Genomic DNA, 25,344 nt, shown 5'->3' on the forward strand with positions numbered 1-25,344 from the left:
GCGCGTCACTCATGGGGGTTCGGGATTCGCGGTCCGGGGCGGGGCGGGTGCTATCGCGCCTCGCGGGTGAGGCCGATCGTGTCGCGGTACCACTTGGCGCTGTCCTTGAGGGTCCTGACCTGGGTGTCGTAGTCGACGCGGACAATGCCGAAGCGCTTGTCGTAGCCGTACGCCCACTCGAAGTTGTCCATCAGCGACCAGGCGAAATAGCCGCGTACGTCGGCGCCCCGCGCACGCGCCTCGGCGACCGCCGCGAGATGGTCCGCGAGATACGCGGTCCGGTCCGCGTCCGGGACGGAGCCGTCGGCGGCGACGGTGTCGGCGAAGGCCGCCCCGTTCTCGGTGATGACGGTGGGGACGGCGTAGTCCTGCTGAAGGCGCAGGAGCAGGTCGGTGAGTTCGGTGGGCGTGATCTCCCAGTCCATGGCGGTACGGGGCAGGTCACGGGGTACGCCGCGGGTGACGGGCAGCCCGTTGTCGTCCACCGGGGCACCGCTCTCGGTGACGCCGGAGAACAGGGCTCCCCGGTAGAAGTTGACGCCGAGGACGTCCAGCGGATCGGCGATGATCTCCAGGTCGCCGTCCTGGACGGGCAGTTCGGCGCCGCGCAGCGCGAGGTCGGCGACGACGTCCTCGGGGTAGCGGCCGTGGACGAGCGGGTCCAGATAGAGGCGCCGGCCCTGTCCGTCGGCGCGGCGGCAGGCCTCGCGGTCCGCCTCGCTGTCGGTCTCGGGCGTGGCCGTACCGAGGTTGAGGGTGATGCCGAGTTCGAGCGGGTTGTCGCCGGCGGCGGCGCGGATGCGCCGCGAGGCGAGTCCGTGGCCGAGCAGGAGGTGGTGCACGGCGCGGATGGAGTCGCCGAAGTCCTTGCGGCCGGGGGCGTGGACGCCCACGTCGTAGCCGAGGACCGCCGAGCACCAGGGCTCGTTGAGCGTGGTCCAGTTCTCGACGTCGGCACCGAGCGCGTCGTAGGCGATTGCCGCGTAGTCGGCGAAGCGGTACGCGGTGTCGCGGGCGGGCCAGCCACCCGCGTCCTCCAACTCCTGCGGCAGGTCCCAGTGGTAGAGCGTGATCCACGGGGTGATGTGCCGGCGGTGCAGCTCGTCGACGAGGCGCTTGTAGAAGTCCAGGCCCTTCGCGTTGGCCGGACCGCGCCCGCCGGGCTGGATGCGCGGCCAGGCGAGCGAGAAGCGGTACGTGTCGACGCCGAGGCCCGAGATCAGCTCCACGTCCTGCGGCATCCGGTGGTAGTGGTCGCACGCCACGTCGCCGTGCTCACCGCCCTCCACCGCGCCCGGGACCCGGCAGAAGGTGTCCCAGATCGAGGGGGTCCTGCCGTCCTCGGCAGCCGCTCCCTCGATCTGGTACGCGGAGGTGGCGACGCCCCAGCGGAAGTCGGCCGGCAGACCCTTGAGCGCCGCGGCGGGGCGGGTGAGGTTCTGGGTGGGGGTGGCGTTCATGGGTCTCCTGGTTCATGGATGAGCGCACGGCGGGGGCGAGGGCGGGGGCGCGGTGGTCTGGAAGCGGATCAGCCGGAGCGGGCCGCCGAGGCGTCATCGGCCGATTCGGAGGCCCCGGCCCCGGCCCCGGCCCCGGCCGCGGTCGCGGGATCGGATGCCGGCGCGAACGCCGGTTCCGGGGCGGCCTGGTGGAGCCAGCACGCCACGGTGCGTTCGGTCGCGGCGTCCGGGGCGGGGTCCGGGGCGGCCAGCACCGGTACCCGCTCGGCACACGGGTCGAACGCCTTGCCGCAGCGCGGATGGAAGGCGCAGCCTGTCGGCATCGCCGTCAGATGCGGCGGAGAGCCGGGGATGCCGGTCAGCTCCCTGCGGGGTCCGTGCAGCGCGGGGAAGGAGTGCAGCAGCCCGTCGCTGTAGGGGTGGCGCGGGTCGCGGTAGATCTCGGCGGCGCCCGCCTCCTCGACGATCCGGCCGCCGTACATGATCGCGATCCGGTCCGAGAACTCGATCAACAGCGAGATGTCGTGGGTGATGAAGACGACCGAGAAACCCAGCTCCTCGCGGAGTGCGACGAGCTTGCGCAGGATCTGACGCTGCATCACCACGTCCAGGGCGGTGGTCGGTTCGTCCATGATGACGATCTCGGGCTCCAGGGCGAGCGCCATCGCGATCATCACGCGCTGGCGCATGCCGCCCGAGAGCTGGTGCGGGAACGCGCCGAGCCGGTCGCGGGAGATGCCGACCAGCGTCAGCAGTTCCTCGGCGCGTACGGTGCGCTCGGCCGGCCTCATCTCCGGACGGTGCGCCTTGAGCACATCGGTGAGCTGACTGTGCACCGTGTGCACGGGGTTGAGGGAGTTCATCGCGCCCTGGAAGACGATCGACAGCTCCTGCCAGCGGAAGGCGCGCAACTCCCGCGGCGTGAGCGTCAGCAGGTCCACCGGTGCCGCGTCGTCGCGCGGCGGTTGGTAGTGGACGTCGCCGCCGGTGATCACCCCGGGCGGGGAGAGCAGCCGGGTCACGGCGTAGGCGAGCGTGGACTTGCCCGAGCCCGACTCACCCGCGAGGCCGAGGACTTCGCCGCGGTGCAGGGTCAGGTCGATGTCGCGCAGCGCGTGGACCGCGCCGGGGCCGGTGCCGTAATCGACATTGAGGCCGCTGATGGTGAGGACGGGGCGACCGGTCGTCATGCGCGGGTCTCCTTGTCGGGCGTGCGGTCGGGCGTCCGTGCGGGGTTCGGTTGGGAGGTCCGTTCGGGAGTCCGTTCGGATGGCCCAGCAGGTGTCCCTTCGGGCGGGGCGGCCTTGGCGGCCCCGTTCGTACGGTCCGTGCGCGCCACCGGCGTGAAGCCGACCCGCATCCGGATCTTCCGCGAGGAGCCGGTCTCGGTGCGCAGCCGCGGGTTCACGAACTCGTCGATGCCGAAGTTGATCAGCGCGAGCGAGGTGCCGAGGAGGGCAATGCACAGCCCGGCGGGGACGAACCACCACCACGCGCCCTGTGCGAGGGCCTGGTTGGACTGCGCCCAGAACAGGACGGTGCCCCAGTTCCAGTTGGAGATGTCGGCGACGCCGATGAAGGCGAGGGTGATCTCCAGCAGGACGGCGAAGATGACGGTGCCGACGAAGCCGGACGCGATCACGGCGGTGAGGTTCGGCATGATCTCGAAGCCGATGATCCGCCACGTCGGTTCGCCGGTCGCCCGCGCCGCCTCGACGTAGTCGCGCCGGCGCAGCGAGAGGGTCTGGGCGCGCAGTACGCGCGCTCCCCACGCCCACGAGGTGAAGGCGATCACGGCGGCGATCAGCAGGTCGCCCGCGTCGGAGACGAAGCTGGCGATGATGATGATCAGCGGCAGCGCCGGAATGACCAGGAAGATGTTGGACAGCGCGGAGAGGATTTCGTCCATGACGCCGCCGAGGAACCCGGAGGTGACGCCGATCAGCACGGACAGGACCGTCGCGAAGAAACCGGCGACGAAGCCCACCAGGAGCACGCCCCGGGTGCCGACGAGAATCTGCGACAGCACGTCCTGGCCGGTCTGCGTGGTGCCGAACCAGTGGTCGCCCGACGGCGGTTGGAGCAGCTGATCGCTCATCATGTCGGGGTCGTACGGGGCGATCCACGGACCGATGACCGCGAGCAGGGTGAAGAACCCAAGGATCGAGATCCCGGTGAGGGTCTTGCCTCCGCGCAGGAAGCGCAGTCTGGCTCGTTTGGAGGGGGTGGGCGCCGGAGCCGCGTCGAGTACGGCGACCTCTGTTGCGGGAATGGACATGGCTCAGGCCTCCTTCCGGGTGCGCGGGTCGAGGAAGAGATAGACCATGTCCGCGAGCAGATTCGCCGCGAGCACGGACAGCGTGATGATCAGGAAGACGCCCTGCATCAGCGGATAGTCCTTGGCGCCGACCGCCTGGAAGAGCTGATAGCCGATGCCGGGATAGGAGAAGACCATCTCCACCAGCAGCGTGCCGCCGACGATGAAGCCCAGGGAGAGGGCGAAGCCGGAGATGTTGGGGAGGATCGCATTGCGGGCGGCGTACGAGAACATCACGCGGCGCTCGGAGAGTCCCTTGGCCTGCGCCACCGTCACGTAGTCCTCGGACGAGACGGTCACCATCATGTTGCGCATGCCGAGGATCCAGCCGGCGATGGCGCTGAGGATGATCGTGACGCCGGGCAGGAAGCCGTGGTAGAGCGCGCTGGAGATGAACGGCACGTCGAACGCGGGCACCAGCGAGCTGTCGTAGCCGCCGGCGGCCGGGAAGACCGGCCACTTCACGGCGAACAGGGCGATGGCGATCAGCCCCAGCCAGAAGTACGGGATCGAGGAGATGAACGTCGTGACGGGCAGCAGGCTGTCCATCCAGGAGCCACGCCGCCAGCCGCTGTAGACGCCGATGCCGGTGCCGAGCAGGAAGCTGATCAGGGTGGTGAGTCCGACCAGTACCAGTGTCCAGGGCAGCGACTGCGAGATGACCTCGCTGACGGGCGTGGGGAAGAAGGTGAAGGAGAGGCCGAGGTCGCCCTGGAAGAGCTGGCCCCAGTAGTCGGTGTACTGCTGCCAGAGCGAGCGTTCCTTGTCGAGGCCGAAGAGGGCCTTGAGCGAGGCGATCGCGCGGGTGTCGAGCTGGCCCTGGAACCGGGCGATCAGGGCCTGAACCGGATCGCCGGGCATCAGCCTCGGGATCAGGAAGTTGATGGTGATCGCCGCCCACGCCGTGACGAGGTAGAAGAGGATCCGCTGGAGGACGAACTTCACTTCGCCGTCACCTCCGTCGTGCTCACGGTGCCGGTGCCGGTGCCGGTGCGGGTGCGGGTGCCGGTGCGGGTGCCGGTGCGGGTGCCGGCGTCGGGGGCGGTCGCGGCGGGCGCCGGGGCGCCGGGGACGGCCGTGGTGACGGGGCGGTCCTCGTACAGCCAGCACGCCGCCCACTGGCCGTCGTCCAGCTCGAAGCGCGGCGGCAGTTCGGTGCGGCAGCGTTCCATCGCCTTGGGGCAGCGGGGGTGGAAGCGGCAGCCCCTGGGCGGGGAGATGAGCGAAGGGGGCTCGCCGCTTCCGGTCTCCTCCTGGTCCTCCTCGCCCGCGATCCGGTCGGGGTCGGGGGCCGAGGCGATGAGCAACTGGGTATAAGGGTGCGCGGGTTGCTGGGTGACTCGCTCGCTGTCGCCGCCCTCCACGATCCGGCCGGCGTACATCACCAGGGTCGTGTCCGCGAAGTACCGCGCGGACGCGATGTCGTGCGTGATGTAGAGGATCGCGAGGTGCAGACGCTCCTTGAGATCACGCAGCAGGTTGAGCACGCCGAGCCGGATGGAGACGTCGAGCATCGAGACGGGTTCGTCGGCGAGGAGCACCTTGGGGTCGGCGCCCAGCGCCCGCGCGATGGCGACGCGCTGACGCTGGCCACCGGACAGCTCGTGCGGGAATTTGTCCAAGTACTGAACAGGTGGCAGCAGTTGGACGCGTTCCAGGAGTTCGCACGCCTGCGCCTCGGTGGCCTGCTTGCCGTGGATCTTCAGCGAGCGGGTGAGGTGGTAGCGCACCGTATGTACGGGGTTGAGCGAGGCGAACGGGTCCTGGAAGATCAACTGGACCTGTTCCACGTACGCCCGGAAGGACCGGCCGCGACCAGCCTTGACCGGGGTGCCGCCGAGTCGTATCTCACCCTCGGTGAGCGGATACAGCTGTGACAGCAGCCGGGCCACTGTCGACTTGCCCGACCCCGACTCCCCGACCAGCGCCGTCACACTGCCGCGCCGCAGGCGCAGCGAGACGTCGTCGACGGCGTGGACGGTGCGGCGCCTGCGGCTGACGATGTCGCCGACGGTCCGTCTGACGGGGAAGTGCTTCGTGACGCCGCGCGCTTCGAGCACGACGCCGTTGTCGTTGTCGTTGTCGTTGTCGTGAGTGGCGACGTTCTCGGCGGGCTCTCGGTCTTCGCTGGTCATCGGCCGGCCCCGTCTACTTCGCGGGCTTGAGATGCAGCACGACGTCCAGCGCGTTGGGCTGGGTCGGCTGCGGCGGGGCGTACGGGTCGGCTTCGGTCGGCCAGCCCACCCAGTTCTTCGTGGAGTACTCCGCTCCGATGGGTGCCGCCGCCGTCGGGATCATCGGGGCCTCGTCGACCATGATCTTCTGGAGGGTGTTGAGGGCCGTGGTACGCGCGGAGTCCTCCGTGGCGTTCGCGTACTCCTTGAGCGCCGTGGTCGCCTTGTCGCTGTCGAACCGGCCGAAGTTGCCGAGCGGTGCGGTCTTGCCGATGGGCTGGAGCAGCGCGCCGTCCATGATATTCGCGTACATGTCGTACGGCGTGGCACCGGAGTTGGTCCAGTGCAGCGTGGCGTCGAAGTTGCCGTTGGAGACATCGGCGGTCCATGCCTCGGCGGTCTGCGTCTTGACCTTGGCGTCGATGCCCAGGGGTTTGATGTTGTCCTTGATGATGGACAAACCCGTGATGTAGTCGTTCCAGCCGGCGGGGTCGGTGAAGGTCAGTTTCACGGCCTTGCCGTCCGGGTCCTTCAGGACGCCGCCGTCGAGCGTGTAGCCGGCCTCGTCCAGGAGCTTCTTGGCCCCGGCGACGTCGGGCTTGATCGTGACGCCCTTGTACTCGGGAGCCAGGAAGGACTCACCGGCGGGCAGCGGGATGCCGGTCGGGTTGGTGATCTCCGGGTAGAGCGTGGCCTGCGCCTGGATGTGGATCGCCCCGCGGTCGACCACCATGGCCATCGCCTTGCGGAGCGCCGGATCACTGAGCGCGCCCTTGGTGGTGTTGAACCAGAGGCCGTGGATGCCGAGTCCGGAGGGGAACCAGAGCTTGTTGTTCTTCGGGTCCTTGGCGACGTACAACTGCTTGTAGTTCGGCATGAACACGAACGACCACTCCGCCTTGCCATTGGCGAGTGCGGTGGTCTGCGCGCTGTTGTCGTTGTACGAGGTGAAGCGGAGCTCCTTCACCTGCGTCTTGCCCTTCCAGTAGGAGGACGTGGTGTCGAGCGTGGTGGTCTGCGGCGTGAACGTCTTGAGCTTGTACGGCCCCGAGCCGAGCGGCTCACGGTTGGGCCAGGTCGCCGGGTCCCCGACCTTCTCCCAGATGTGCTTCGGCACGATGAACGTGCGCTCGATCTTGCTCTGGTTGACGAACTGCGAGTCCTTGAACGTCAGGACGACCTTGCCGCCCTCCACGGTTATGCCGTCGTAGGCGACGCCGTAGAAGTTGAGCGCCGGGTACTTCTTGATCATCTCGAAGGTGAACGCCACGTCGTCGGCAGTCAGCTTCTTGCCGTCCGACCACTTGGCCCGGTCGTCCAGGGTGAAGGTGACCTCGGTGAAGTTCGACTCCCACGCCCAGTCGGTCGCCAGCCAGGGCGTCCCCTTCTTCTCGGGGCGGACGTCGTTCGGCATCACCAGCGGCTCGTAGATCATGTAGCGGTAGCCGAGCGACGCGCCGGCGGAGGTGCCGAGGAACGGGTTGCTGTTGTTGGTCTGCGGGCCGTTCGGCATACCGACGGTGAGGACGCCGGAGGCGCCGCCCGAGGACCGGTTGGCGTCCGAGTTGGCCGAGGAACATCCGGCGGCGAGCGCGGCCACGACGGTGGCGGCGGCCAGCGCCCGGAGCTTGCGGGGTGCGGACATGGCGACTCCAGAAAGGGAATTGCAGCTCTGCGGGACGGCGGCGGGCCGCCCGTGGGGCCGGCGGCCTGAGGACCGGGTTGGGTTGGGTTGACGCGGCGTTGCGGCGTTGCGGCGTTGCGGCTGTGCGGCGTTGCGCGTGTGCACGGTGAGGACTGTGCACCAATACGGCGTTGCGGCTGTGCGGCGTTGCGGCTGTGCAGTGCAGTGCAGTGCTGACGGTGTAGCAGGTGGTGCGTACGGACGTCTGCGTTTAGCGAGTGACGACTTGCGAGTTACGGGTGGTACGCGGGCACGGAATCGGCGACCGCCCCGACGACCGGCGAACTCCCCGCAGGCGCGGCGGAGTTCGCCCCCGCCAGCGGTGCCGACTGCCGTACGACCAACTCCGTTGGCAGAACGACCGGTTCGTCCGGCGCGGTCGTCCCTCCCAGGTGCCCGAGCAGCATCCGTGCCGCCGTCTCCCCCATCCGCCGGGTGGGCTGGCGGACGGTCGTCAGGGGCGGTTCGGTGTGCTGCGCCATCGGGATGTCGTCGAACCCGACCACGGCGATGTCGTCCGGCACCGACCGTCCCGCCGCGCGCAGCGCTCTCAGCGCCCCCGCGGCGCTGATGTCGTTGTGCGCGAAGACGGAGTCGAACGGCGTACCTGCGGCCAGGAGTCGCTCGACGGCGAGGCGCCCGGACAGCTCCGTGAAGTCCCCCACGACGACCAGGTCGGTCGGGAGGATCTCGCGGAAGCCGCCGAGCCGGTCACGTACGCAGCCGAACTGCTCCGGCCCCGTGATGACCAGGGGTCTGGTGCGTCCGTCGGCCAGCAGATGGCGGGCGGCGGACGCTCCTCCTTCGAAATTGGTGGTCACGACGGAGGGGAACTCGTCGGGGTGACTGCCCCGATCGTCGATGAGGACGACCGGCAGCCCCCTGTGGCTCATGGCGATGATCTTGTCGAGCGTGTTCTCGGGTTCGACGACGAGCAGTCCGTCGAAGGCCCGTGCGGAGACCTGGGTGGTGAAACGCTCGACCGAGTCCGCGCCCCGGTTGAAGGTGAAGAGCAGCAGGCCGTAGCCGGCGGCCTCCACCGTGTCCACGACGCCCTGAAGGACCTCGCCCATCCACGCCCAGGTCAGCGAGGGCACCAGCATCCCGACCGTACGGCTGTTGCCGCGGGCCAGTCCGACGGCGCCCGAGCTGGGCACGTATCCAAGAGATGCGATCACGTCACGGACCCGCGCGGCCGTTCCCGCGTCGACCTCACCCTTGGTGTTGATGACCCGGGACACGGTCGTCTTGCTGACACCTGCCGCGCGGGCGACGTCGGCAATGGTGACGCGCATCGGCGGGCCTCGAATCGTTGCGTGGGATCAGTTCCGGTACCGGTACCGGAACCGGTTCCAATGTGAGCGGTGAGTTAACCGGTCCAGACCAACACCGTCAAGACTTCACACCGGAATTGATCGGGGGGTAACTCCTGGGGGCCGAGAGGGAGTTATGCGTTCAGGTTCTGAAGGTTCAATCATGGACTGGAGTTCATATCGGAGTTCACGCTCGCCTCACGATCCATGGAAGACCCCCACCCCTCTGCCAAGAAGGGCAGCGCCCCATGATCAGACCGAGCAGAAAGAAAGGGCCCGGCGGCGCTCGACGGCGGCTGACGAAATGCTCCTCGCCGACGTGCTCACGACCGCCGGACTCACCGGCGTCTTTGCGGGTACGGCGCAGGCCGCCGGCGAGCAGGTGAACATCTGGCTGACGACCACCAGCGACAGCGATGGCCGCACCGTGACCCGCGGCCTCCAGCCGCAGACGCCCGTCACGTTCCAGCCGGGCAACGGCGGCGGTACGAACCTCACCGTCAACGAGAACACCAAGTACCAGACCTTCACCGGCGGCGGCGCCTCGTTCACGAACACCGCCGCCTGGCCGATGAAGGGCAGTGGGGCGCTCTCCCAGGCCACCCGCGACGACACGATGCGCAAGCTCTTCTCACCGACCGACGGCATCGGGCTCTCATTCATCCGCAACCCGCTGGGCGGCTCCGACCTCGCGCGGTTCGGCTACACCTTCGTCGACATGCCCGCCGGCCGGACCGACCCCGACCTGTCGGAATTCTCGATCGCACATTATCCCCAGGACGTGCTGCCGCTGACGAAGCAGGCGAAGCAGCTCAACCCGGCGCTGACGACGAAGGCGTCGCCCTGGCCCGCCCCGGCATGGACGAAGGACAACGGCCGGCTCAACGGCGGCCGGCTGAAGATCGAGTACGACACGATGGGCCACCTCACCAAGTTCGTGACGCCGGGCGCGCACCGTATCGAGTCCACCGCCGGCACCACGGTACCCAACGTGGCCTGGCAGAACCCGAACGGCTCCAAGGCGCTGATCGCGTACAACGAGGCATCACAGGCGCGCGAGATCCGGGTCAACTGGGGCGGCCAGAACTTCGGTTACTCGCTGCCCGCCAAGACGTCGGCCACCTTCACCTGGGCCGGCGGCCAGTCCGGCGGTGGCGGTGGCACCGCCGGCGCCCTGACCGGTCTCGGCGGCAAGTGCCTCGACGTCACCGGCAATTCGTCGGCGAACGGGGCGAAGACGCAGCTGTGGAGCTGCACCGGGGCGGCCAACCAGAAGTGGCGGCTTCAGACGTAGTCCGTGCTTCTCCGCGGGTTCTCCTCCTACGGAGGGGGTGCCGGTGGCCGGGCGGTCGCCGACACCCCGTACGTAGTACGTACGTCTGTCGCTCCGCCGCTCGCTACTCGGCCGGCTCGACCCCGGCCCGCAGCAGTCCGTAGGTGTACGCGTCCTCCAGGGCCTGCCACGACGCGGCGATCACGTTCTCGCCGACACCCACCGTCGACCACTCCGCCGCCCCGTCCCCCGTGGTGATCAGCACGCGCGTCGTGGACTCCGTGCCGTGCTTGCCCTCCAGGATGCGGACCTTGTAGTCCACCAGCTCCAGCTTGGCCAGCTGGGGGTAGATACGCTCCAGGCCGACCCGCATGGCCCGGTCCAGCGCGTTGACCGGCCCGTTGCCCTCGGCGGTGGCGACGATGCGCTCGCCCTTGGCCCAGAGCTTCACGGTCGCCTCGTTGGCGTGCGAGCCGTCCGGGCGGTCCTCGACGATCGCGCGCCACGACTCCGTACGGAAGTAGCTCCGCGCCCTGCCCTCGGCCTCCTCGCGCAGCAGCAACTCGAAGGAGGCGTCGGCCGCCTCGTACGTGTAGCCCTTGAGTTCGCGCTCCTTGACCCGGCAGACGACACGGCCGACCAGATCGCGGTCGTCGCCGAGGTCGACGCCCAGTTCCTTGCCCTTCAGCTCGATCGAGGCGCGCCCCGCCATGTCGGAGACGAGCATCCGCATGGTGTTGCCGACCTGGGTGGGGTCGATGTGCTGGTAGAGGTCGGGGTCGACCTTGATCGCGGAGGCGTGCAGCCCGGCCTTGTGCGCGAAGGCGGAGACGCCGACGTACGGCTGGTGGGTGGAGGGCGTCAGATTGACGACCTCGGCGATGGCGTGCGAGATCCGGGTCATCTCGGCCAGCGCGCCCGGGGGCAGCACCGTCTTGCCGTACTTGAGCTCCAGCGCAGCGACGACGGGGAAGAGGTTCGCGTTGCCGACGCGCTCGCCGTAGCCGTTCGCGGTGCACTGCACGTGCGTGGCGCCCGCGTCGACGGCGGCGAGGGTGTTGGCGACGGCGCAGCCGGTGTCGTCCTGGGCGTGGATGCCGAGCCGGGCGCCGGTGTCGGCGAGCACGGTGGCGACCACGGCCTGGATCTGGGCGGGCAGCATGCCGCCGTTGGTGTCGCAGAGGATGATGACATCCGCGCCGGCGTCGGCTGCGGCCCTGACGACGGCCTTGGCGTACTCCGGATTGGCACGGTAGCCGTCGAAGAAGTGCTCGCAGTCCACGAAGACGCGTCTGCCCTGTTCACACAGGTGGGACACGGTGTCGGCGACCATCGCCAGGTTCTCTTCGAGCGTCGTACGCAGCGCCAGCTCGACGTGCCGGTCGTGTGATTTGGCGACCAGTGTGATCACCGGGGCGCCGGAGTCGAGCAGCGCCCTGACCTGCGGGTCGTCGGCGGCTGCGCCGCCGGGGCGGCGCGTGGCGCCGAAGGCGACGAGTTTGGCGTGCTTGAAGTCGATCTCGTCGCGGGCGCGGGCGAAGAATTCGGTGTCCCGCGGATTGGCGCCCGGCCAGCCGCCCTCGACGAACCCCACCCCGAAGTCGTCCAGGTGCCGCGCGATGGTGAGCTTGTCGGCGACCGTCAGATTGATGCCTTCGCGCTGGGCTCCGTCGCGCAGCGTGGTGTCGAAGACATGGAAACTGTCGTCGGTGACCGTTGACTCTGTGGTCATGACTCTGTGACTCCTGTCGAGTGATGGAGGGTCTGGCTCCACTTGCCACCGTCTGCGCGTGCGTCCCGTTTCGGCCGGGGTGGGGCCGGAAAACGAAAAAACCCCTCGCGGGTGCGAGAGGTCTGCGCGCGGGTCTGGGGCACGTTGGCCGCTCCGTACGTGGTGATGTACGTAGCGGTCACTGCGGACCGGCGCGCCTGCTGCCCATAATCATGGAGAACGAGAACACGCAAGCAGTCTGGCACGTTTGTCCTGCGGTGGAAGCCCCGTCTCACGATGCGGGCGGTGCGGGTGTCGCGAGACGAGAATTCCGGAATCATCGGGTCCGGTGGGGCGGGCGGGGCCGACTCGCTGGGCGGGGCGGCTCAGAGCAGCGAATCTTCGATGAACTCGCGAACATGTGCCAGGACTTGGTCTCTTCCGGTCCCCGGTATGCCGACCACCACATGGACACTGAAGCCGTCGAGCATCGCGCGCAGCCGCGCGGCGAATCTGTCGGGGTCGACCGCCCGCAGCTCGCCGTGCGAGATCCCCTCGGCGAGCAGCGCCACCAGGTCCCGGTGCCAGGCCCGCCCGATCGCGGCCCGCCTCGCGCGGTCGCCGTCGGCGGCTTCCTGCGAGCGGTTCCAGACCTCCAGGGACAGCGTCCAGTACGGATCGCGGTGGCCGGTGGGGACGTACAGGTCGACGTACGCGTCGAGTCGTTCCCGCACCGTCACCTGCCGGGACAGTAAGCCCCGGCGTTCGACGCCGAGTTGGGATTCCTTCCACTCCAGGGTCTGGAGCAGCAGCTCGTCCTTCGTGCGGAAGTAGTAGAGGAGGTGCCCGCTGCTCATTCCGACGTCACGTCCGAGCCCCGCCATGGTGAGCCCGTCGAGCCCGCCCCCGGCGATGGTGTCCATGGCGGCGGCGAGCACGGCCTCGCGGGGCGGGGCGGAGTTGCGGCGGCGCGCGGTGGGTGTCACTCGTCCGTTGTACCTGATGCGGGCACACGGGGTTGCCGTCGGGTCACACATCGCATCGCTCAACGGTCCTGGAGCACGGCGGTACGCACGGAGCGCACCAGCAGGCCGGTGCCGGCCGCCAGTACGCAGATGACGCCGCAGCCCGCGAAGAAGACACCGATTCCCCAGCCGGCGGCGACGAGTCCGACGAGTGGATAGAGCAGCGGGCTGAGGCCCAGGGTGCACAGCGTCATCACGGAGGTGACGCGGCCGAGGTAGCGGGGATCGGTCTCTTTCTGGAGCAGGGCGTTGCTGACCACCATGGCCACGCCACTCGCCGTACCGAGCAGCGCCCCCAGCGCGATCGACAGCCCAGCGGTGGGGGCGTTGCCCGTCGCGACGACCAGGGCCGCCGTCAGCAACAGGGCGCAGGACATGGTGAGTCCGGCGCGCGGGACACGGCGCACAACGCCCAGCAGCAGACTGGCGAGCGCCCCGCCGATGCTGAAGGCGCCGAGGATCCAGCCCGCCGTGGCCGTGCCCCAGCCGCGTTCGTCGGCGAGGAGGACGACGCCGGTGCTGACCGGTCCGCTGAAGCACATCTCGCCGAGCCCGATCACGACGACGAGGGACGAGACGCGGCGGTTGACGCGCAGATAGCGCAGGCCGTCGCGGAATTCCCGCCGGGGCGAGGGGACGTCCCGCGCGTCCCGCCCGTCCCGCGTGCTCCGGGGCGGCAACGGGCGGACGCGCACGGCCAGGAGCAGGATCAGGGACACGGTGAAGAGCGCCCCGGCGAGGCCGAAGGCTCCCGGGGAGCCGCTGACGGACAGCGCCACGGCGGCGATCGGCGGGCCGACGGTGTTGCTCAGTCGGACGGACAGCAGGCGCAGGCCCTGCACCTGGGCGAGTTGATCCGTCGCGGCGATCCGTGGAGGCATCGCCCCGACCGCCGGCATGAACAGCGCGTCCACGGAGCCGAAGACGACGGCCAGCGTGACCAGCATCCACAGCTCCGTGCCGATGAGCCAGGCGGCGGTGGCGGCGGCGAGGACCACCACGCAGCGGACGAGATCGCTGGCGATGACGACGCGGCGCGGCCCGAACCGGTCGGCGGCGACGCCGCCCGCCAGCATGAGGACGGCGCGCGGCACGGCACCGGCGGCCAGCACGACACCGGCCTGGGCGGGACCGGACTCCTGGGTGACGGCCCACGTCAGGGCGAGGAAGTAGACGATGTCGCCGGTCACGGAGGTGGTGTGGGCACCGAGCCAGCGCAGGACGTTCGGATCGCGGTAGGCGGCCGGCGGCCGTACGGGCCGGGCGGGCTCGGGTATCACAGCCGCGGAAACATCTGGAGCTGTACGGACACTGTCGCGGACTCCGTCCCGCTCGTCGGCTCCGCGTCCGAACCCGCGCCCCGTGTTCGGTACTTGTCGATCACGCCCACCAACTCACGCTTCATCTCGTTGAGTTCGTCCGGCGTCAGGCTGATGGTGTAGTCACTGAAGATCGAGGCCTCGAACCAGTCGTCCGGGAAGAGCGGAACGACCGCGGCGAGCCTGCGCAGTTGGTCGCCGTAGCCGAGGACCACCGCGTTCGTGTACGCGCGGCTGCCCTGCCGCTCGTCCGGCGCCGCGGTGGCCGGATCGTGGTACGACCGATGGTGACGCGCCCGCCACCATCGGTCGCGCCGGGTGCCCCGTTCCTGGTCCTCCTCGATGAGTCCACCGGCCGCCAGTCGGCGCAGGTGGTAACTGGCCGCCCCGGAGTCCAGTTCGAGTTCCTTGGCCATCCTCCGCGCCGTGGACGGCCCGCGCTCGCGCAGCGCGTTCAGCATGACCAGCCGCATGGGGTGGGCCAGCACGCGCAGCGCCGCGGCGTCGAGCGTGATGTCGTGCTCCGGATCGGGGCCCAGCGGATCGCCTGAGTCGGTCGTCATGAAGAGAGCATAGATGCAGAACATCCCTTCGCGAAGAGATGTTCTGCATCTAGCCCTTCACAGCCGGCCCTTCAAAGTACGACGGTGCCGGACCGCGTCCCTCAGCCCACCTGGTGCATCCACCCGTGAACGTCCTCGGCCCGCCCCGTCTGGATGTCCAGCAGCGCCGCGCGCAGCCGCGACGTGACCGCGCCGGGCTCGCCGCCCGACTGCGTCCACTCGCCGCCCGCCGACCTGACGAGCCCGACCGGGGTGATGACGGCGGCCGTACCGCAGGCGAAGACCTCGGTGAGGGTGCCGTTCTGCGTGTCGCGCCGCCACTCGTCGATGGAGACCCGGCGCTCCTGCGACGTGTAGCCGAGATCGCCGGCCAGTCTGAGCAGCGAGTCACGGGTGATTCCGGCGAGCAGCGAGCCGGACAGCTCGGGAGTGACGATCGTGTCCCCGTACACGAAGTACAGGTTCATCCCGCCCAGTTCCTCGACCCACTTGTGCTCCACGGCGTCCAGGTAGGCGACCTGGTCGCAGCCCTGTGCCGCCGCCTCGGCCTGCGCCAGCAGGGACGCCGCGTAGTTGCCGCCGGTCTTGGCGTCGCCCATGCCGCCCGGAACGGCCCGGACGCGGTTCTCGGAGAGCCAGATCGAGACGGGCTTCAGGCCGCCGGGGAAGTAGGCGCCGGCCGGGGAGGCGATGACCAGGAACAGGTACTCGTTCGCGGGGCGCACCCCGAGGCCGACCTCGGCCGCGATCATGAACGGCCGCAGATACAGCGACGCCTCGCCGCCGTGCGGCGGGACCCACGCCTCGTCCTGCTGGACCAGCGCGTCGCACGCCTCGATGAACGTCTCGACGGGCAGCTCGGGCATCGCGAGCCGGCGCGCGGAGCGCTGGAAGCGCAGGGCGTTGGCCTCGGGCCGGAAGGTCGCGACGGTGCCGTCGGGGCGGCGGTAGGCCTTGAGTCCTTCGAAGATCTCCTGTGCGTAGTGCAGGGTCATGTTGGCCGGGTCGAGCGAGAGCGGCCCGTACGGAACGAGCTGCGCGTCGTGCCAGCCCCGGCCCTCCGTCCACCTGATCGTCACCATGTTGTCGGTGAAGTGGCGGCCGAAGCCGGGGGCGGCCAGCATCGCCTCGCGCTGCGCGTCGGACAGCGGATTCGACGAAGGCTTGAGCGCGAGCGTGGGCAACTGCGTCGTGGGCGTGGTCATGAGTTCTTGTCCTTCACCGGTTGTGTGTGACGGACCGCGCTCACGCCGCTACAGGTACTAGGACGTCCGAGCTTTCCCTGATGCCACGGCCCACCACAATTGTCGCGCGTGGCGGGGCGGTGCATGAAACGGGGTGAATGCGGCCCTACGGATGATGGTGACACCCGGTGGCCGCAAAGCACAGCCGCCGGGTGCTGTGACCCGGCGGCTGTGAGAGTCGTCGGCGGGTCAGCTCGCTACTCGTACGACGAGCGCGTCACCGATCTCGTCGGTCGTACGGGGCACACCGCCGCGCTCCGCGAGGTCGGCCGCGACGGCCCCCTCGACGCGGGCGGCCTCGGCGTCGAAGCCGAGGTGCCGCAGCAGCAGTGCGACCGAGAGGATCGTGGCCGTGGGGTCGGCCTTGCCCTGGCCCGCGATGTCCGGGGCCGAGCCGTGGACGGGCTCGAACATCGACGGGAACGCCCGGTCGGGGTTGATGTTCGCGGACGCGGCCAGGCCGATGCCGCCGGTCACGGCTGCGGCGAGGTCGGTGAGGATGTCGCCGAAGAGGTTGTCGGTGACGATCACGTCGAAACGCTCGGGCTGGGTGACGAAGAAGATCGTCGCGGCGTCGACGTGCAGATAGTCGGTGGAGACGTCGGGGTACTCCTGGCCGACCAGGTCGAAGATCCTCTTCCAGAGGTGGCCCGCGTAGACGAGGACGTTGTTCTTGTGGACCAGCGTCAGCTTCTTGCGGGGACGGGAGTCGGCACGCTCGTACGCGTCGCGCACGACACGCTCCACGCCGTACGCCGTATTGAGGCTGACCTCCGTGGCCACCTCGGCGGGCGTACCGGTGCGCAGGGAACCACCGTTGCCCGTGTACGGGCCCTCGGTGCCTTCGCGGACGACGACGAAGTCGATCTCCGGGCGGCCGGCCAGCGGGGTCGCCTGGTTCGGGAAGAGCCTGGACGGGCGCAGGTTCACGTAGTGGTCGAAGGCGAACCGCAGCTTCAGCAGCAGCCCTCGCTCCAGGACCCCGGACGGCACGGACGGGTCGCCGATGGCGCCGAGGAGGATCGCGTCGTGCGCCTTGAGCGCGGTCAGCTCCGCGTCCGGGAGGGTCTCCCCGGTACGGTGCCAGCGCCGGGCGCCGAGGTCGTACTCCTTGGTCTCCAGCTTCACATCTTGCGGAAGCACGGAGCCGAGGACCTTCAGGCCCTGGGCCACGACCTCCTGGCCGATGCCGTCACCGGGGATCACTGCGAGGTTGATGCTGCGAGACATGACGGGCACCTTACTGCGCGTCCCAGTGCCTGACACGCGTGGTCCACGATTCGGACAGTCGCGTGTTTCGCGTGGGGTTCGGCATCGGGTACGACGCGTCGGTACGGCGCGGATTACGGCGCGCGTTACGGCACCGGCTGACGTGGTGGGACGCCCCGGCTCAATGGCCGGTGGAGCCGCCGTTGTCCCTGCGGTCGAGGGCGCGCTGGAGGGCCGCCGCGGCGTTCTTGCGGTCGGACTCACTGCCACGGGCGTGATGACGGACGCGGCGGACTGTCGTCTCGGCCATGATGATCGACTCCTTGAGACAGCTGAGGCATACGGCGGGGAGAAGCCGTATGAGGCATCTGCGAGGCGCCGGATGGGCGGGGAGCACGCGCCGCAGGGGTTGCCTGCGTGGGGCGATTGCTCGCGTCCGCCGTTCGCTGGGTCGAGCGAGTCGTTCGGCTCCTACAAAGCTAAGGGAGCCGGGCCGTTCTGTCTCCACAGTTAGTCGGACGTCCTACTATCTGAGACGGCGACCTCAATACGGCATAGCGACCTAGGTTGCATTCCTATCTAGGTGGTGATGGAATACAGCCATGACAGCAGACCGCAGATCCAGCTGGCTCAAGGGGGTACTCGACCTCCTTGTCCTGTCCTGTCTCACCGACGGGGAGAGCTACGGGTACGAGATCTCCAAGGCCCTCGCGGGCGCCGGTCTCGGCGACATCAAGGGCGGGACGCTCTACCCCGTGCTCAACCGGCTCGAAGAGGCCGGACTGGTCGTCGGGGAGTTCCGCGCCGCCGAACGCGGCCCCGGGCGGCGCTACTACCGCCTGACGGACGAGGGCCGGCGCCGACTCGCCACCGAGAGCGGGAACTGGCTGGAGTTCCACACCACCGTGCGGAACATGCTGCGCACCGAGGGGGCGTCATGAGTGACCCGAAGCGATCCGCCGACGAGACCGGCTACTTCGAGCAACTGGCCACCGCTCTGCGCGCCGGTGGCATGGCACAGCGCGAAGTGACCGTCACCGTCACCGATCTGACGGCGTATCTGGCGGAGACGGGCTCCCGCGCCGAGGAGGAGTTCGGCCCGGTCGAGGACTTCGCCGCCCGGCTCACGGGCGGTGGCGACGACGGCGATCCCGAGGAGCCGGAGGCCACCGCCGAGACGTGGAAGTGGACCACCGACATCTACAACGACCGCAGGCTGCTCAACGCCTACGGCGACCAGGGCTGGGAGGTCGAACGGCTGGACGTCTTCGGCCGCTTCGTCTGCCGCCGCACCGTCGGCGCGGCGCTGCGCTGGGAGTACCGGCGCGAGGTGCTGATCGACCGCGAGCGCGACACCGTGGAGTCGGAACTCGCCCCGGACGGCTGGGAGCCGTGCGGGCAGTGGACGTACTACCTGTATCTCAAGCGGCCCAAGGCGGCGAGCGCGGGACCGGCGGCGACGGTCGCCACCCGGCCCGGAACGCCGCGGTGGAGCTTCCACTTCGGCCGGAAGACGCTCGCGCTGCTGGGCGCGTTGGCGGTGAGCACGCTGATCCTGGCGTTCCTGTACGGCTCCGGGGCCGTGGAGTTCAACCTGGCCGTCCTGATCCCGATCGCCGTCGCCGTCGGGATCGCCGCCCAGTCCGGTGTCCGCAAGGACGTGATCGACGGCGCGGAGGACAGGACGCGGGACGAGACGGAGAACGGGGCCGGGAACGGAGCCGAGAACAGGGCCGAGGGAAGGGCCGAGGACCGGAGCGCCGAGGGCTGAGGAACGGCGCGGCGCGGCCACCGGCGTAGGGGCGGGGGCAGGACGGAGGCGGGGCAGGACGGGGGCGGGGGCCGGGCGGGGTGCGACGGGCGGGGCGGCGGGCCGTTGTCTACAGCACGTCGCCGTCACGCCAGTCGAAGACCAACGCGTCTTCGGCGGACGGGAGTTCACGGTCCGGCACCGGCCAGAGGTAGGTCGTGCCCTCCTCCTCCGGCAGCCGCACCACCCCCTCCGGGCTCAGCGTCTCGACCCGGCCCCGCCACAGGTGCCAGCCGCGCGACAGGTAGAGCCGGGCGCCGTCGTCGGAGGCGCCCAGCGCGCCGACGTCGTACGCCCGGCCGATCACCCGTTCCAGCACTTCCAGGACCCGGCCGCCGAGCCCTTCCCCGCGCCGGTCCGCGCGTACGGCGACGGACTCGACGTACCCCACGCGGTACGACCGCCCCGCGTGCGTCAACCGGCGCTGGATCACGCTGCCGTGGGCGACGAGCGCGCCTGTGCCGTCCCGTACGAGGACGTGGACGCCGCCGAGCCCGTGCGTCCAGTCCTCCTCACTGAAGTCCCCGTCGAAGGCGTCGTCGAGGAGGGCGCGGATCTCGCCGAGGGTCGCCGGGTCGAGTTCGAAGGTGTGGGCGGTGCGCAGCGGGTCTGACATGCGTCTCACTCTTTCAGGCCGGGCGCCCGCGCACGTACTCAGTGCCCGGTTGAGTAGGTGCTCGATGTCGAAAAGACGTACCTGCCGCGACAGTTGGCTGCATGAACGGCCTCTACGCACTGAAGCCCTGGTACGCGTCCCGGCTCTCCGGAGTCCGGGCCGCCCTCGTCCGTCGCGAGGTGTCGCCCGACACGCTCACCGCGGCGGGTGTCGTCAGCGCGGCCGGTGCGGCGGCCGCCGTGGCCTGGCTGCCCGCCGGACCGCTCGCCGCGCTCCCCGTCGCCGCCCTCCTCGCCGCCCGGCTGGCCTTCGCCAATCTCGACGGGGCGCTGGCCCGGGACACCGGCCGGACGACCCGGCGCGGCGCCGTACTCAACGAACTCGGCGACCGGGCGGCGGACTTGGTGGTCCTGGCCGGATTCGTCGCGCTGGCACCGCTGTGGCTGGTCGCGGTGGCGGGCCTGGCGGCGACGCTCCCGTCCTGGGTGTCCCTCGCGGGTACGGCGGCGGGCGCGCCGCGCCGTAACGGCGGCCCCGTCGGCAAGACCGAACGCTGCCTGCTCGTCGTCATCGCCGCCGCGACCGGCTGGGCGGTGCCGGTGCTCGTCGTGATCGCGGCGGGCTCCGCGCTCACCGCGGCCGTCCGGTTCGGCTGGATCTGGAGGAAACTCGCATGAGCGCCGTCATCGTCGCGGGCGAGGCCGTGGGGCGCGCCGTCCCCTTCGTCGCCGGCGCCCTCGGGGCGAGCGGGATCGCGGTGGCGGCGCTGCCGTCGCGGGTCGCGGTGCGGGCGGAGCTGCGCAAGCGGTGGCGGACGTGGGCGATCGCCGCGCCGGTGTTCCTCGGGACGCTGCTCCTGGGCGCCGGGGGCGCGTTCGCGCTCGCCGCGGCGCTCGGGGTGACCGCGGTGAGTGAGTACGTACGGATGGCGGGGCTGCCGGCCGCGGAGCACGCCGTACTGGCCGTGGCCGCCGTCGTACTGCCGGGCCTGGCGTGGCTGGTGCCGGACGCGGTGGACCCGCGGGCGGTCGACCTCAGGGTGGTGGCGCTCCTGCTCGTGGCGGCGGCGCTGCCGGCGCTGCTCGCCGGGGACCACGAGCGGGGCTTCACCCGCTCCGCGCGCACCGTCTTCGCCCTGTTGTGGATTCCCCTCCCGCTCACCGGACTTGTCGTCCTTCAGGACACGGCGGTCGCGGTCGGGCTGGCGGTGGCGCTCGGCGACGTGGGGGCGTGGTGCGGCGGTACGGCGCTGGGGCGGCGTGGCCCGCTCGCCCGGCCGCTGTCGCCCCTGTCCCCAAGCAAGACCTGGGCGGGGGTCCTCGGCGCCGCGGTGGCGACCGCCCTCGCCCTGGCCGCCGTGGGGGAGTTCACACCGCTGCTGTGGGCGGCGGTGCTGGCCGGCTGCGTCCTCGGCGACCTGCTCGAATCCATGGTCAAGCGGGAGGCGGGCGTGAAGGACGCGGGCGGTTGGCTGCCGGGCTTCGGCGGGCTGCTCGACCGGATCGACTCCCTGCTGCTGGCTCTTCTGCTCGCGATGGTGGTGACGGCATGACCGCACGGACCACTGCCCGTACGGCGGCGGGCGCGGGGCCGCGACGACTGCGGCGCCGCCTGCGCCGCGCGACGGTCGTCGGGCACCGGCGAAGGCGCGCGGGCGCGGCTGCTGTCGCGGGCGGTCGGCCCGGCGGGCTCTGCGAGCGCGGGACACGGGGGCGTGGGTGGGGGCGGCGCGCCGTCTCCGGCGGCCCCGGACCGGCGCCGGACCCCGCCGTCGCGGTCTCGCGCCTCGGGGCGGTACTGCGGCGCGCCCTGTGGTGGGTCGTCCTCACCGTCACCGGCGGTGTCCGGCGAAACGGTCAACTGCCGCCCCGTGGGTGCGTAGTTGTGGCCAACCATTCCTCGCACGCCGACACCGCCGCGCTGTTGGCGGCGCTCGACGCACGGCACCGGCCCGCGATCGGGGCGGCGGCCGACTACTGGTTCGCCTCGCCGTGGCGACGGCGCGTGTGCCGGGTGCTGGCGGCGGGGTTCCCCGTACGCCGCACCGGTGGCGGCATGGACGACCTGATGTCCATGGCGGACGGGCTGCGGGCCGGGCGAGCCGTCGTCCTCTTCCCCGAGGGCACCCGCGGGGCGGACGGCGCGGTCGGCGCCTTCCACCGCGGCGCCCTGGTGCTCGCGGAGCGCGCGGGCGTCCCGGTCGTACCGGTGGCCATCGCGGGCACGGACCGGCTGCTGCCCAAGCACGGGCGGCTGCGCGCGTCGCTGGTGCGGGTGAGCATCGGCGAGCCGCTGCCGCGGTCGGCGACGCCGCAGGACGCGCGGGCGGCGGTCGCGGCGCTGCACGCCCGTACGGGTACGGAGCCGCTGCGCGACTCCCCCGTCCGGCGCCGGGTGGCGGCGGTGGCCACCTCCAGATGGGGCCTGCCGCTGGCCTTCGCCTGGGCCGGTGCGGAGGCGCTGAGCTGGCCGCTGATGCCCGAACTCCTGCTGGGTGTCGCCTGTGTGGCCGTCCCCCGTGCGGCGCTGCGGCTCTCCCTCGCCGCGCTCGCCGGAAGCCTGGCCGGCGGGCTGCTGGCGCTCCAACTCGCGAACACGGGGCTCCAGTTGCCCGCGCCGCTGACGACGGACCGGATGCGGGCGGAGGTGCGGCACGAACTGGCGGTCGAATCGGCGTCCGCCGTACGCCACCAGCCGTGGAACGGCATCCCGTTCAAGGTGTACGCCGCCGAGGCGGGCCGCGCCGACGTGCCGGCGGCCGACTGGCTCGCGGAGTCCGCCCGGGCGCGGGGCTCGCGGACCCTGACGGTCAGTGCGGGCTTCGCCGTGCTCGGTCTGCTGCTGCGCCGCTTCCGCCGCCACTACGGCGCGTACGTGGCCCTGCTCGCCGCCGGTTTCGCCGCCGGACTGTCACTGATCGTGGCGGGCTGGAGCTGAGCGCCGTCGTCGCCCTCCGTTTCCCCGTCCGCGCCGGGGGCACCCGACGGGCGATGGGGAGGGTGTCACATGAACGCACGCACGATGTCACTCAGAGGTCGTTCCAAGGGCCGCCAGGCGGCGAACAGTTCGGCGATGGACGCCGCGGCGCGCTGGGGTTTCCTCGCACGTGGCGTGATCTATCTGCTGATCGGGCTGCTGGCACTCCAGATCGCCTTCAAGGGCGGCGGCAAGCAGGCCGACCGCGGTGGCGCGCTGGCCGAGATCGGCGAGAAGCCGATGGGGTCGTTCGTCCTGTGGGCGCTGGGGATCGGGCTCGTCGGCATGTGCCTGTGGCGGCTGTCCGAGGCGCTGTTCGGCGCCTCGGGACCCGACGGCCACAAGGCGGGCAAGCGGCTGTTGTCGGCCGGGCGTTGCCTGTTCTACGGCTTCGTGGCCTACTCCGTGCTCAGCTTCGCGGCCGGCGACAAGGGCGGCTCGTCGGGCGACCAGCAGTCGCAGGACATCACGGCCAAGGCGCTGGAACTGCCCGCGGGCCAGTGGCTCGTCGGCGCCGGCGGTATCGGCATCCTGGCCGCCGGCCTGTGGATCGGGGTACGCGCCGCGAAGCGGTCGTACCGCAAGCATCTCAAGCTCGGGCAGATGTCCGCCGGGGCGAAGCGGTACACCGATGTGACCGGGGTGGGCGGCGGACTGGCGCGCGGACTGCTGTTCGCGGCGCTGGGCTGGTTCGTGGTCAAGGCGGCCGTCGACTACGAGCCGGACAAGGCGAAGGGTTTCGACGACACGCTGCGCGCGTTCACGGACACCCCCGCCGGTCCCTGGCTGCTGGTACTGGTCGCGCTGGGGCTGGTGCTCTTCGGGATGTTCTCGTTCGGCATGGCACGCCACCGGAAGGTCTGACACCGCCGCCGACAGCACTGCCGCCGCCCTCGCCTCCGTAAGAAGGCGAGGGCGGCGGAGCGACCTCTTCACAAGGAAGACACCGCCCCCGAACCGGGTTGGGGTGCCGGCACGGGGGCGGGGGCTGCGGGGGACGTACGGCTAGCCCATGTGCGGGTAGCGGTAGTCCGTCGGGGACACGAGCGATTCCTTGATCGCACGGGTCAGGGTCCACCGCATCAGGTTCTGCGGGGCGCCCGCCTTGTCGTTGGTGCCGGAGGCACGGCCGCCGCCGAAGGGCTGCTGGCCGACCACGGCGCCGGTCGACTTGTCGTTGATGTAGAAGTTGCCGGCGGCGTAGCGGAGCTTGGCCATCGCCTCGGCCGCCGCCGCCCGGTCACCGGCGATGACGGCGCCGGTCAGCGCGTACGCGGAGACGGACTCCATCTGCGCCAGCATCGCCTCGTAGTCCGCGTCGTCGTAGACGTGGACGGCGAGGATGGGGCCGAAGTACTCCGTCGTGAAGACCTCGTTGGCCGGGTCGGTACAGGCGATGACCGTGGGGCGGACAAAGTAGCCGACGGAGTCGTCGTACGTGCCTCCGGCGACGATCGCGCACGTCGGGTCGGCGGCGGCGCGGTCGATCGCGGCCTTGTTCTTCGCGAAGGCCCGCTCGTCGATGACGGCGCCGATGAAGTTCGACAGGTCGGTGACGTCGCCCATGGCGATGGCGTCGACCTCCGCCGCGAACTCCTCCTTGAAACCGTCGTTCCAGATCGAGGCCGGGACGTACGCCCGCGAGGACGCCGAGCACTTCTGGCCCTGGAACTCGAACGACCCACGCGTCAGCGCCGTCTTGAGGACGCCGCGGTCGGCGCTCGGGTGGGCGACGACGAAGTCCTTGCCGCCGGTCTCGCCGACGATGCGCGGGTAGGAGCGGTACTTCTCGATGTTGCCGCCGACGGTCTTCCACAGGTGCTGGAAGGTCTTGGTGGAGCCGGTGAAGTGGATGCCCGCCAGTTCGGGGTGGTTGAGGGCCACCTCGGACACGGCGAGTCCGTCACCGGTCACCAGGTTGATGACGCCCTTGGGCAGCCCCGCCTCTTCGAGGAGACGCATCAGCAGCACGGCGGCGTGCGTCTGGGTCGGCGACGGCTTCCAGACGACGACGTTGCCCATGAGCGCGGGCGCGGTCGGCAAGTTGCCGGCGATCGCGGTGAAGTTGAAGGGCGTGATCGCGTATACGAAGCCTTCGAGCGGGCGGTGGTCGAGCCGGTTCCACACGCCGGTGGAGTTGGCCGGCGGCTGCTCGGCGAGGATGCCTCGCGCGTACGAGACGTTGAAGCGCCAGAAGTCGATCAGCTCGCAGGGGGTGTCGATCTCGGCCTGCTGGACGGTCTTCGACTGGCCGAGCATCGTCGAGGCGGCGAGCGTCTCGCGCCACGGCCCGGAGAGCAGCTCGGCGGCGCGCAGGATGATCGCGGCGCGGTCGTCGAAGGCCATCGCGCGCCAGCCGGGGGCGGCGGCGAGCGCGGCGTCCACGGCGTCCTGGGCGTCCCGCTCGGTGGCGTTGCCGTACGTACCGAGGACGGCCCGGTGGTTGTGCGGCTGTACGACGTCGAAGCGCTCGCCGCCGCCCATCCGCTTCTCTCCGCCGATGGTCATCGGCAGGTCGACGGGGTGGTCGGCCAGCTCCTTGAGCTTGGCTTCGAGGCGGGTGCGCTCCGGGGAGCCGGGGGCGTAGCCGTGCACCGGCTCGTTGACCGGCGTGGGGACCTGGGTCACAGCGTCCATGGGTGCCGAATCT

21 protein-coding genes and 2 pseudogenes are annotated in these 25,344 nt (G+C 70.5%); 7 read left to right on the top strand and 16 right to left on the bottom strand.

From position 1 onward, the window contains the following. Positions 1-50 precede the first annotated feature (50 nt). From OG700_RS09680 to OG700_RS09710, 7 genes and pseudogenes are all read right to left on the bottom strand, one after another. Positions 51-1,460, bottom strand: a complete 1,410-nt coding sequence (locus OG700_RS09680; RefSeq protein WP_405611824.1) for a GH1 family beta-glucosidase — start codon at positions 1,458-1,460, stop codon at positions 51-53. Positions 1,461-1,528: 68 nt separating this feature from the next. Then, the gene (locus tag OG700_RS09685) at positions 1,529-2,650 is read right to left on the bottom strand and encodes an ABC transporter ATP-binding protein (protein ID WP_405611826.1); all 1,122 of its coding nucleotides are present in this window, start codon (positions 2,648-2,650) and stop codon (positions 1,529-1,531) included. Beyond that, the gene (locus tag OG700_RS09690; protein WP_405611828.1) at positions 2,647-3,738 is read right to left on the bottom strand and encodes an ABC transporter permease; all 1,092 of its coding nucleotides are present in this window, start codon (positions 3,736-3,738) and stop codon (positions 2,647-2,649) included. Before OG700_RS09690 ends, OG700_RS09685 begins: the two co-directional genes overlap by 4 nt. Positions 3,739-3,741: 3 nt before the next feature. Then, on the bottom strand, positions 3,742-4,722 hold the full coding sequence (locus OG700_RS09695) for an ABC transporter permease (RefSeq protein ID WP_405611830.1): 981 nt from the start codon (positions 4,720-4,722) through the stop codon (positions 3,742-3,744). After that, a complete protein-coding gene (locus tag OG700_RS09700) occupies positions 4,719-5,912 on the bottom strand; it encodes an ABC transporter ATP-binding protein (RefSeq protein WP_405611832.1) in 1,194 nt (397 codons plus the stop codon). Before OG700_RS09700 ends, OG700_RS09695 begins: the two co-directional genes overlap by 4 nt. Before the next feature lie 13 nt (positions 5,913-5,925). Next, a complete protein-coding gene (locus tag OG700_RS09705) occupies positions 5,926-7,596 on the bottom strand; it encodes an ABC transporter substrate-binding protein (protein WP_405611834.1) in 1,671 nt (556 codons plus the stop codon). A gap of 359 nt (positions 7,597-7,955) precedes the next feature. Continuing rightward, positions 7,956-8,930: pseudogene (locus OG700_RS09710) on the bottom strand (LacI family DNA-binding transcriptional regulator); the annotation flags it as partial. Between the two features lie 322 nt (positions 8,931-9,252). Between OG700_RS09710 and OG700_RS09715 the strand changes: the two are divergent. Continuing rightward, positions 9,253-10,227 (top strand): annotated as a pseudogene (locus tag OG700_RS09715) (glycoside hydrolase family 30 beta sandwich domain-containing protein); the annotation flags it as partial. 118 nt (positions 10,228-10,345) lie between these two features. Here the strand turns inward: OG700_RS09715 and cimA are convergent. The 7 genes from cimA to OG700_RS09750 all read right to left on the bottom strand — a co-directional run bounded on the left by cimA (position 10,346) and on the right by OG700_RS09750 (position 17,602). Next, complete coding sequence (gene cimA, locus OG700_RS09720; RefSeq protein ID WP_405611836.1) at positions 10,346-11,953, bottom strand: citramalate synthase; 1,608 nt, start codon at positions 11,951-11,953, stop codon at positions 10,346-10,348. 365 nt (positions 11,954-12,318) lie between these two features. Further along, complete coding sequence (locus OG700_RS09725) at positions 12,319-12,918, bottom strand: TetR/AcrR family transcriptional regulator (RefSeq protein WP_405611838.1); 600 nt, start codon at positions 12,916-12,918, stop codon at positions 12,319-12,321. Positions 12,919-12,977: 59 nt separating this feature from the next. Further along, positions 12,978-14,237 carry an MFS transporter gene (locus OG700_RS09730; RefSeq protein ID WP_405611840.1) on the bottom strand — a complete coding sequence of 420 codons (1,260 nt, stop codon included), beginning with the start codon at positions 14,235-14,237 and terminating at the stop codon, positions 12,978-12,980. Next, a complete protein-coding gene (locus tag OG700_RS09735; RefSeq protein WP_405611842.1) occupies positions 14,234-14,839 on the bottom strand; it encodes a helix-turn-helix domain-containing protein in 606 nt (201 codons plus the stop codon). Before OG700_RS09735 ends, OG700_RS09730 begins: the two co-directional genes overlap by 4 nt. A gap of 101 nt (positions 14,840-14,940) precedes the next feature. Further along, complete coding sequence (locus OG700_RS09740) at positions 14,941-16,044, bottom strand: branched-chain amino acid aminotransferase (protein WP_405611844.1); 1,104 nt, start codon at positions 16,042-16,044, stop codon at positions 14,941-14,943. Between the two features lie 228 nt (positions 16,045-16,272). Then, positions 16,273-17,313: a 3-isopropylmalate dehydrogenase gene (locus OG700_RS09745; RefSeq protein WP_405611846.1), complete on the bottom strand. Its 1,041-nt coding sequence runs from the start codon at positions 17,311-17,313 to the stop codon at positions 16,273-16,275. A gap of 160 nt (positions 17,314-17,473) precedes the next feature. Next, positions 17,474-17,602 (bottom strand): hypothetical protein, encoded by a 129-nt coding sequence (locus OG700_RS09750; protein ID WP_405611848.1) that lies wholly within the window; start codon positions 17,600-17,602, stop codon positions 17,474-17,476. 292 nt (positions 17,603-17,894) lie between these two features. Here OG700_RS09750 and OG700_RS09755 point away from each other — a divergent pair, with 292 nt between their 5' ends. Together OG700_RS09755 and OG700_RS09760 are read left to right on the top strand one after the other, a co-directional pair. Continuing rightward, positions 17,895-18,233: a PadR family transcriptional regulator gene (locus OG700_RS09755; protein ID WP_405611850.1), complete on the top strand. Its 339-nt coding sequence runs from the start codon at positions 17,895-17,897 to the stop codon at positions 18,231-18,233. Next, the gene (locus OG700_RS09760) at positions 18,230-19,063 is read left to right on the top strand and encodes a hypothetical protein (protein ID WP_405611852.1); all 834 of its coding nucleotides are present in this window, start codon (positions 18,230-18,232) and stop codon (positions 19,061-19,063) included. Before OG700_RS09755 ends, OG700_RS09760 begins: the two co-directional genes overlap by 4 nt. 109 nt (positions 19,064-19,172) lie before the next feature. Here the strand turns inward: OG700_RS09760 and OG700_RS09765 are convergent, their stop codons facing one another. Next, complete coding sequence (locus OG700_RS09765) at positions 19,173-19,718, bottom strand: GNAT family N-acetyltransferase (RefSeq protein ID WP_405611854.1); 546 nt, start codon at positions 19,716-19,718, stop codon at positions 19,173-19,175. A gap of 101 nt (positions 19,719-19,819) precedes the next feature. Between OG700_RS09765 and OG700_RS09770 the strand changes: the two genes are divergently transcribed. From OG700_RS09770 to OG700_RS09785, 4 genes are all read left to right on the top strand, one after another. Further along, positions 19,820-20,395, top strand: coding sequence for a CDP-alcohol phosphatidyltransferase family protein (locus OG700_RS09770; protein WP_405611856.1), 576 nt, complete (start codon positions 19,820-19,822; stop codon positions 20,393-20,395). Then, the gene (locus OG700_RS09775; protein ID WP_405611858.1) at positions 20,392-21,270 is read left to right on the top strand and encodes a phosphatidate cytidylyltransferase; all 879 of its coding nucleotides are present in this window, start codon (positions 20,392-20,394) and stop codon (positions 21,268-21,270) included. Before OG700_RS09770 ends, OG700_RS09775 begins: the two co-directional genes overlap by 4 nt. 245 nt (positions 21,271-21,515) lie before the next feature. Continuing rightward, positions 21,516-22,655 carry a lysophospholipid acyltransferase family protein gene (locus OG700_RS09780; protein ID WP_405621558.1) on the top strand — a complete coding sequence of 380 codons (1,140 nt, stop codon included), beginning with the start codon at positions 21,516-21,518 and terminating at the stop codon, positions 22,653-22,655. A gap of 69 nt (positions 22,656-22,724) precedes the next feature. Beyond that, positions 22,725-23,558, top strand: coding sequence for a DUF1206 domain-containing protein (locus OG700_RS09785; RefSeq protein ID WP_405611860.1), 834 nt, complete (start codon positions 22,725-22,727; stop codon positions 23,556-23,558). A 141-nt stretch (positions 23,559-23,699) separates the two neighbouring features. On the opposite strand, the gene pruA is transcribed toward OG700_RS09785, so the two are convergent. Then, a complete protein-coding gene (gene pruA, locus OG700_RS09790; RefSeq protein WP_405611862.1) occupies positions 23,700-25,331 on the bottom strand; it encodes an L-glutamate gamma-semialdehyde dehydrogenase in 1,632 nt (543 codons plus the stop codon). Positions 25,332-25,344 lie beyond the last annotated feature (13 nt).

This window comes from Streptomyces sp. NBC_01508, assembly GCF_045040315.1.
Taxonomy (GTDB): domain Bacteria; phylum Actinomycetota; class Actinomycetes; order Streptomycetales; family Streptomycetaceae; genus Streptomyces.